The following is a 346-nucleotide window of genomic DNA, read 5'->3' as shown; positions in this document are numbered from 1 at the left end:
GCAGCAGCCCCCCGCACAGAACAGGCCCTCCAGCCAGCCGCGCCCGCACCCCAGGCTGCTGCAGCTGCGGCGGCTGCCCCGGCTGCCCGCAGCCCGCTGGCCGACTCCTTGGCCGGCGACAACCCGGGGGCCGGCGCTGCCCCCGCCGTGCAGAAGCGCCTCGGGGCTGCGTTGCCAGGCACTGTTTGGGACGCAGCCCGTGCTGGCAACCCCCAGCAGGTGGAAATCCTCATCCACCAGGGCACGCCTGTGGACGCCCGCGACAACGAGGGCAGAACCGCCTTGATGCTGGCGGCCATGAACGGCCACACCACCACCGTCCAGCAACTTCTGGCCCTGGGCGCCA

The 346-nt window shown here is 73.1% G+C and carries 1 protein-coding gene; it reads left to right on the top strand.

The window, feature by feature from the left end; translation table 11 throughout:
- A partial coding sequence (locus DBV10_RS22500; RefSeq protein ID WP_199740235.1) for an ankyrin repeat domain-containing protein occupies positions 1-346 on the top strand: 346 nt, incomplete at both ends.

The organism is Acidovorax sp. FJL06 (assembly GCF_003852545.1).
GTDB lineage: Bacteria > Pseudomonadota > Gammaproteobacteria > Burkholderiales > Burkholderiaceae_C > Acidovorax.
Note: the sequence above shows the minus strand (reverse complement) of the source record. Positions and strands in the feature narration are given on the sequence as shown.